Source organism: Phormidium pseudopriestleyi FRX01 (assembly GCF_017313335.1).
Classification (GTDB): Bacteria; Cyanobacteriota; Cyanobacteriia; order Cyanobacteriales; family Laspinemataceae; genus Laspinema; species Laspinema pseudopriestleyi.
On the sequence record NZ_JAFLQW010000304.1, the window covers coordinates 1 to 6,637 of the forward strand.

At 47.2% G+C, this 6,637-nt stretch carries 7 protein-coding genes and 1 pseudogene; 3 read left to right on the plus strand and 5 right to left on the minus strand.

The features are described from left to right. Positions 1-48: 48 nt before the first annotated feature. The 3 genes from J0895_RS11335 to J0895_RS11345 are packed head-to-tail and all read right to left on the minus strand — an operon-like array spanning position 49 to position 2,512. Entirely contained in the window at positions 49-1,527 is a 1,479-nt protein-coding gene (locus tag J0895_RS11335) for a sensor domain-containing diguanylate cyclase (protein WP_207088198.1), read from the minus strand. Next, positions 1,524-2,138 (minus strand): chemotaxis protein CheC, encoded by a 615-nt coding sequence (locus tag J0895_RS11340; protein ID WP_207088199.1) that lies wholly within the window; start codon positions 2,136-2,138, stop codon positions 1,524-1,526. Before J0895_RS11340 ends, J0895_RS11335 begins: the two co-directional genes overlap by 4 nt. Continuing rightward, positions 2,138-2,512, minus strand: coding sequence for a response regulator (locus J0895_RS11345; protein ID WP_207088200.1), 375 nt, complete (start codon positions 2,510-2,512; stop codon positions 2,138-2,140). Before J0895_RS11345 ends, J0895_RS11340 begins: the two co-directional genes overlap by 1 nt. 470 nt (positions 2,513-2,982) lie before the next feature. On the opposite strand from J0895_RS11345, the gene J0895_RS11350 reads away from it, so the two are divergent. Beyond that, entirely contained in the window at positions 2,983-3,546 is a 564-nt protein-coding gene (locus tag J0895_RS11350) for a hypothetical protein (protein ID WP_207088201.1), read from the plus strand. Between the two features lie 318 nt (positions 3,547-3,864). Beyond that, positions 3,865-4,800 (plus strand): LysR family transcriptional regulator, encoded by a 936-nt coding sequence (locus J0895_RS11355; protein ID WP_207088202.1) that lies wholly within the window; start codon positions 3,865-3,867, stop codon positions 4,798-4,800. A gap of 63 nt (positions 4,801-4,863) precedes the next feature. On the opposite strand, the gene J0895_RS11360 is transcribed toward J0895_RS11355, so the two are convergent. After that, positions 4,864-5,442: a glyoxalase-like domain protein gene (locus J0895_RS11360; RefSeq protein ID WP_207088203.1), complete on the minus strand. Its 579-nt coding sequence runs from the start codon at positions 5,440-5,442 to the stop codon at positions 4,864-4,866. Positions 5,443-5,715: 273 nt separating this feature from the next. On the opposite strand from J0895_RS11360, the gene J0895_RS11365 reads away from it, so the two are divergent. Next, a complete protein-coding gene (locus J0895_RS11365; RefSeq protein WP_207088204.1) occupies positions 5,716-6,375 on the plus strand; it encodes an RNA polymerase sigma factor in 660 nt (219 codons plus the stop codon). A 55-nt stretch (positions 6,376-6,430) separates the two neighbouring features. On the opposite strand, the pseudogene J0895_RS11370 reads toward J0895_RS11365, so the two are convergent. Next, positions 6,431-6,637 (minus strand): annotated as a pseudogene (locus J0895_RS11370) (Uma2 family endonuclease); the annotation flags it as partial.

Below are 6,637 nucleotides of genomic sequence, written 5' to 3' on the forward strand. Positions count from 1 at the left end.
CCGGATAACGACTGAAGTCGTTACTACAAACAGTTAGAGGCTACTTTATTAGGAGGCGCTGACTACGCGATCGCGTCCGGCAGCTTTAGCTTGATAGAGGGCGACATCAGCGGCACGGAGGACGGCTAGTCCGGTTTTGCCATGTTGGGGAAAGCTGGCAACGCCTAAAGAGAGGGTGATGCAGCCGAGGGATTGGCCTGCATATTCGACTTGTAACAATTTTATCTTTTTTCGCAAGCGTTGGGCGCGATCTTGAGTGATGCTTAAAGGAGCTTGGGGTAAAATGAGGGTAAACTCTTCCCCTCCATAGCGACAGGGGATATCTGTAGGGCGGATATTTTTTTGGAAAAACTCTCCCAATTGTCGTAAGACTTGATTTCCAGCTTCGTGACCGAAGGTATCGTTAAATTCTTTGAAGTGATCGACATCGATCATGATCAGGGAGAGGGGATATCCCTTGAGTTCAGCTTGATAGACTTCCCGTTCCAGGGATTCTTCTAAATAGCGCCGATTGTATAAACCCGTTAGCGGGTCGCGAATGCTTTGGTTATGAAGGGTTTCTCGCAATTTTAAATTCGCTAAGGCTAGGGCAATATGTTCGGCAACTGTCATTGCTAAGAGTTGGGTTGTATTCGATAATTGTCCTTTATCTGGGGTACATAAATAGAGGACGCCGAGGGCTTTTCCCTGGGCCATCATCGGGACGCAGCAATATTCAGCGGGTAAGAGATTTTGGTGGAGGTGCTGGCAAATTAATCCATTTTGCATATTCCCGACAAAATGCACCCGTCCTCGTCGCAATGCCCAACATTCATTGGGGGCAAATACTTTCTGACTGCTAAAGGTAATTCCCCAACTGGCAACGACATCGAGTAAATTATTGAGGGAGTTAATAATAAAAACTGCACCGGGAATGTTGGGAAAGAGTAATTTACAGGATTGGGCGATCGCACTGTAGGCTTCTTTTATGGTTAGGCAAGCTTGCAGCAAATCGCTCATTTCACTGAGTAAGATTAATTCTCGCTGACGCACTTCGAGTTCTAGAGTTTTTTGGTGTAATGCTTCCTGAGCTTGTTTACGTTCCTCAATTTCTTCTAGGGCGCGATCGCGCATGGACCGATAATCCTGAAGGCGGCGAGTGAGGTCCGTGACATCTTCGATGGCTAAAAGAGCGTAAAACCCCTTACTGTCAAAAGATTTCACCCCAGTTACCGTGGTATGTTGGATCCGGAATTCCCCATCCGGAAGCGGGGCGGGAATCAGGTGTTTGTGGAGTTGGGAGGAAAAAATAGTCGGAGGGCCGCCTTCAAAGACTTGTTGGAGTCGGTGGTGATACTTCGGTTGGGTTAAATGAGGAAAGCGATCGCCCAAATTCTTGCCTACAATTTCGCTTTTTGGAATTTTTGTCCAATCCTCTAGGCAACTATTCCAAAACAGAACAATAAAATCTTCCCGCAGGACGCAAGCACCCACGGGAACTCGGTCGAGAATTCCGAATTTCTCCTCAACCCGTTGGATCTCATTCATTCTTCCTCACCCTCTTCTATCATCTCTAGGGCTGTTAGTAAGGCATCAAAGGAACCAACCTTAAAAATCAAAATAATATCTCCAGCAATTTGGAGTTGTTCAATCGTAAAGCGAGCCTGAGCTAATAAAATTGTGGTGTTAGGCTCTAATTGCTTAGAACTCAACAAGTGTTCGACAGTATCTTCTAAATACATGGGCAAGGAATAATTGAGATGCTGTTTGAGCAAATTGCTCATCGAACCCATCACCCCATTGATCACAATATTGCCCACTTCTGTCAGGGTCCCGATTTTGACGGCATCGAGGTCGGGAGTTCCGACTTCCTCATTGGTCAACAAAGCAACTAATTTAGAGGCGCTATCTGTGGGAAAAACTAGCTGGGCCAGACCACTAAATGAGCCACTAAAGCCAAGGCGTACTGCTGAAACTAGAGAAACTCCCAGGCGGGTTTCCAGTTCTTGCTTCATTTGCTCGGGGGAAAACACGCGGATAAATGGAACCTGCAAGCGGATGTGGCAATCAATCATTTCATTGAGGACACTTGCTGCTCTGCCAACACCAATGTTGACCAATTCCTGCAAGGTATCCAGTTGGTCAACGGTTAAATTCATCAAGCATTCTCCTCTGTACAACCCAATACTTTTTTCAGGGTATTATTCAATTCATCCGGTTTAGGCGGCTTATTAATTACTGCCTTTGCTCCCAAATCAAAACAGTGTTTACGGGAGGTTTCTTGAATATCGGCTGTAATAACAATCACAGGAATTGTGTAGTCGTTCTCCTTTAAAAAGGTTAAAACATCCCATCCATCAAATTCCGGCATCAATAAATCTAATAAAATACAATCTGGCACTTCTTCATCTAACAGCCCGATCGCCTCACGTCCATTGGAGGCTTCTCGGGTAAGGTATCCCTGTTTTTGTAAGGATTTACAGATAACCCGACGGGTAAATTGTGCATCATCTACAATCAAAATTAACGGCATTGTTCTATTGTTTACACCAGAGTAACGGCAAGGTTTATATCCTTTTTTGAGGTCCTTTTTGAATACAAGGTACGAAACATCGGTGCGTTGAGACGACCCCTCCTACGAATATCCATCACATCCTTTAGAGTAGCGCAATCGTCAGGCGATCGCGTTCCTCAGCCTCAGACTGATAGAGTGCTATAGCGTTTCCCACAGTCATTCGCGTACATTTTTGGAGTGCGAGCATCTTGCTCGCTCTTGTCAAGAGCGAGCAAGATGTTTGTGTTCCTCTAAATATCTGTACGCGAATGAGTCCAGGAACCGCTATATAGCAATCCTAAATGATTTATGACATATATAGCGAGTCTCTCCCCCTTTGGGCCCCCTTATGTTGGGGGTGAGGGCATTCCACAACTGATAAAGGATCTACTATATCATGGCAGAAAAGCGCAAACAAAAATTTATAGTTTGATTAAGGCTGTAGTCTGGTGCTAATTATTTGTCCGGGAATTCACGAACAGAAACTGACGCAGAGTTTTGTCTCGACTTTGCTGCCGAACCGAGTCTCGTTGGGCACGACTCCCCAAGTTTGGATTCTCCCACCGAGCGATCGCCCTTATTTTCCCCTAGAAATCTTACAGTTTTTGCACCAAAGCGGGGCGATCGACTTGAATAGTCCGGCATCCACTGAACCGTTCATTTGGATCGGATTCAGCGCCGGAGTCGTTGGTGCAATCGGGGCCGCCTGGGGGTTATATTCTCTTCAATGTCCGGTTCAAGCCTTTATTGCCATTGATGGCTGGGGGGTCCCTCTATTTGCACCCTTTCCGATTCACCGAGTCAGTCATGATTATTTTACCCACTGGAGTTCGGCCCTATTGGGACCGGGATGCGAGAGTTTCTATGCTGATCCCCCGGTGGAACATTTGGCGTTGTGGCGATCGCCTCAGTCTGCCGTCGGTTGGAGGATTCCACCCTCGGGTTCTATTTTGTCACCCCAGCGCACCACAGCGGCTGAATTTTTAAGGTTGGCGATCGGTGGAGGATGGTGACGAGAGGGGACTGGGGGGGAGTTTGGGTCATAAAAATGCGGTAAACCCTATCCCGATCAGGCTGTGTAAGCGTTGGCAGTAGGAAGAAAAAGCGTTGCACGAAACAGGCGATCGCAGGCTGTCAAAAATAGAAGATAATAGCCACAGCAAAACCAACCGTGGATCGACTGCTAGTGCAACGCTACAGTACGGGAGTAATACAGTTTTTTTGTATGTAAATTTATATTAACCCGAAAAACCATAAGTAAAAATATTAATTATTTATGAATATAATAGATTTAAGTCTATATTAAAGGGTTATTCTGAGGAGAAAGGCCATTGAAGCAGTCAACCCTGCACCAGCTTAGAGTCTTTGAAGCCGTAGCTCGTCATAAGAGCTTTACTCGGGCTGCTGAAGAACTATTTTTAACCCAACCCTCGGTTTCGATGCAAGTGAAACAGTTGGCGAAGTCGGTGGGAATGCCACTGTTTGAACAAGTCGGGAAACGGCTATATTTGACTGGAGCGGGAGAGGAATTGTTAGGAACTTGTCGCGACATTTTCGATCTCCTCTCCCAATTTGAAATGACGGTGGCCGATCTGCAAGGTCTCAAACAGGGACAATTAAAACTGAGCGTGATTACCACGGCCAAATATGTCATTCCTCGCTTACTCGGGCCATTTTGTCAACGCTATCCAGGAATTGACATCTCCCTCAAGGTGACGAACCACGAAGGATTGCAAGAACGACTGAATGATAATCTCGATGATCTGTATATTTTAAGCCAACCTCCGGCGACTCCGGATGTCTGCTGTCATGAGTTTCTAGACAATCCCCTGGTGGTGTTAGCACCGATAAATCATCCCTTAGCATCCCAGAAAAATATCCCGATTGAACGGTTGAATGGGGAGCCATTTATCATGCGTGAACCGGGTTCTGGGACCCGGCAAGCGGTGCAAAAAATGTTTGAAGATCGGGGGGTGGCGGTGAAGGTGCGCCTGGATCTGGGCAGCAATGAAGCCATCAAACAGGCGATCGCCGGAGGATTGGGAATTTCCGTACTCTCTCGTCACGTTTTGACCCTGGATGGTTGGCAACATCAACTGACAATTCTGGATGTGGAAGGTTTTCCAATTCCGCGACAGTGGTATGCCATTTATCCCAGTGGCAAACAACTTTCCGTAGTGGCGCGGACCTTTTTTGAATATCTCCTGAATGAAGGGAAGCAGGCGATCGAGAATTCGACGAGATTAGCGCAGCAGCAGTCAGAATGAATCTCCCCACTCTGGAAAATCCGGCGAACCAATCCCAGGGCGATCGCCGGATTATTCTTAACCTTAATTCGAGACCTCAGTTATCTCAATCACCCGCCCTTGGCGATCTTTCACAAAGAAATTTAGGGGCTTTTCTCGGCGGATTTTGTACTTAACCCCAGTCATCTGCACCCGCAATAACAACTGTTCGAGGCAATCATGGTCAAACCCAACATGGCGTTGTCGGTTTTTGCTGCCTAAACTCGCGCCAGAAATGACGTGCAGTTGAGTATTTTTCTGTAATTGATACCAGAGTCCATCAGGACCCGCGATGGTTTGAGTCGCCGAGGACCCCATTGGGGAGGACATATAAAGGGGGTCGATGCCGGTGCCGCCTAGGGTTTGCTCGTAATTATAGTAATAATGTAAGGGGACTTCCGCCGCTGGCAATTCCAGCAACCCTTCATAAAGCTGTCGGGCAGTCTCCAAATCTGAAACCATAATGGTGTAAACTTTCGGGGCGCTGGTGAGGAACATCCACATCGCCACGCCATAGGCGGCGAGTAGCATCACCATAATTCCCTGGGTAGAAAAGAGACTATCCAGAGGCAGGGATGGCAGCAACGAGCTTAATGTCGGAGGAATGCTAACAGTTAGAGCCATGTACGTTTCAATAGGGTAAACCAAGGGTTAGATTGAGCGATCGCTTGCACCGTTGGGGTGGTGACCCCCTTCATTTTAGGTCAATCTGATTGTAATTAATTGTAACAAAGCTGGACAGAACTCATCAAAGCATCCAGTTAGCGTTGGGGATGCGAATTTGCCTCAACTGTGGATATATTACAAACATCCGTCCGGGACATCTGGAGTCCTCTAGGGACTTTAACCCCCTAGTGGGTGATGCAACTGACCCGTTTTCAAAGGAAGTTCGACCTTATGCAACCGCCTGTTTTTTCTGAATGTCAGCACCCACTGGTGCAGTCCTTGTTTCAAAGAAGCGATCGCGAACTGCTGACCCTGTTTCAGCGCCACCCTGATGAGGGCAAATACTTCACCGCCATTTTTGGGCGCTATAGTTCCATCGTTTATACCCTGATTCAACATCAAGCTAAATCTCCCGTTCAAGGGGATTATCTATTTGCCATGACTTGGCGACATATCTATCACGAACTCCGGGGACTCGATTTACGCTTCGAGGAAGGCGCTTCCACTCCCTTTACGTTACAAACCTGGCTGATTAATATGACCGCTTGGTGTATCGAACACGCGGAATTACCCCCCGTCGAGTCCATCCACTATTCGTTACAAAATTCCCCGCCTCCGTTATGGTGTTATGTGGAACAAGCTTTAGATCTCCTCTCTCCCTTGTTAAGAATTACGGTCTTAATGGCACGGACATTTCATTGGAGTGAAACTCGAATTTCCGCCTATCTACAAGCAGAAGGAGAAACGATCGCCCCTGGAGAGGTCAAGGCATTACTTGAAGAAGGATATCAACGCTTAGAATCCGCCTTACCAACGGATATTAGAACCATTTATTTGGACGCTTTCCCCCCTCATTCCAATTCGGCCCCCGCTTTACAAAACGCCACCTAATCTCATCAGGACATCTCATTAGGACAAGGCACTGCCTTGTCCTAACTCTACTTACTTATGCCTCTGGTTCGACCCCTAACGCCCGTAATTGGGCGGTGAGGGCCTCTGCCCGGTCTCGTTCCTGTTGCCATGCCACACGCAACTCTTCTGGCATCAGTAACCGTTCCCCGCTATCCCCGCGATAAAAGGCAATCAGCTTTCCTTCTACGGCCAAACGTAACCCCAAAACGGTACTATAACTATCTGCGATCGGCTCATAAAC

Bases quoted from the DNA above. Each gene is read 5' to 3' on its own strand.
- J0895_RS11335 (WP_207088198.1), bottom strand. From the start codon at position 1,527: ATGAATGAGATCCAACGGGTTGAGGAGAAATTCGGAATTCTCGACCGA.
- J0895_RS11340 (WP_207088199.1), bottom strand. From the start codon at position 2,138: ATGAATTTAACCGTTGACCAACTGGATACCTTGCAGGAATTGGTCAAC.
- J0895_RS11345 (WP_207088200.1), bottom strand. From the start codon at position 2,512: ATGCCGTTAATTTTGATTGTAGATGATGCACAATTTACCCGTCGGGTT.
- J0895_RS11360 (WP_207088203.1), bottom strand. From the start codon at position 5,442: ATGGCTCTAACTGTTAGCATTCCTCCGACATTAAGCTCGTTGCTGCCA.
- J0895_RS11365 (WP_207088204.1), top strand. From the start codon at position 5,716: ATGCAACCGCCTGTTTTTTCTGAATGTCAGCACCCACTGGTGCAGTCC.